The sequence below is a fragment of the Yersinia sp. 1252 StPb PI genome (assembly GCF_048593885.1).
GTDB classification, from domain to species: Bacteria; Pseudomonadota; Gammaproteobacteria; order Enterobacterales; family Enterobacteriaceae; genus Yersinia; species Yersinia enterocolitica_E.
Window position 1 is genome coordinate 1 of the sequence record NZ_JAZGQE010000440.1, and the last position, 727, is coordinate 727.

Genomic DNA, 727 nt, shown 5'->3' on the forward strand with positions numbered 1-727 from the left:
ACATGCTGGAACTAATATTTTAACGGTATATTTAGCATCGAATTTTATATTTTTAATTTCAGTGTGACTCTTGAGTTTACCATAACGACTCTTTTTACCATCATGCGATTTGATATACCAATAAACAGAATCGTGCTCATAATTCCCAAGTCTAATCAATAGAGTTGGCTGAGAGGAAACACTATTCATTATATGGTTCGCCAATGCCATACATTCGCTGCAATACCGTAACTTGTTTCTTTTTAATATGAAGAAAGTTATTTAATTGATAATGTTTATCCTTACCATCAAGACCAAATGATAATGAGATAAAATACTCATCTGTTGCAAAGTTTGACATGGAAATGTCTCTTATCTTTTGTCTATCATTGATTGCTACCACTGAATTGTTTAACATCGAATCAAAGAAAGTTTCAACATTATCCCAGCCAGTTGCTGGTTTGGATAATATAACCCTGACAATATCTTCTTCACTAAGAGTATTCATAAGCATTGCCTGAACGAGCTTGGCATGTTGTATTTCAAGCGTATTTATATTAACTAATAATACGTTGTCATTTCTAGTACAGATCAGTGGTGTCAGTTGTAAAAGTAACTTATTACTATTATGGGGTAAAAAAACAGCTAAATCATCATTGGAATTAGTATTCTTTGGCCTAAGTGTTGAACCAGTATAGATATTATACTTGTTATTTTCGCAACAATCACGTTTAATAAAGTCAGATAT

General features: G+C 31.9%; 1 protein-coding gene and 1 pseudogene. Both read right to left on the reverse strand.

Annotation, left to right across the window (positions count from 1 at the left end; all coding sequences use genetic code 11):
• A pseudogene (locus tag V2A85_RS24185) lies at window positions 1-189 on the reverse strand (type II secretion system protein GspL); the annotation flags it as partial.
• Window positions 182-727 (reverse strand): type II secretion system protein GspK (locus V2A85_RS24190; protein ID WP_420072618.1); only part of this gene is annotated, 546 nt, incomplete at its 5' end. The pseudogene V2A85_RS24185 and the gene V2A85_RS24190, both read right to left, overlap by 8 nt.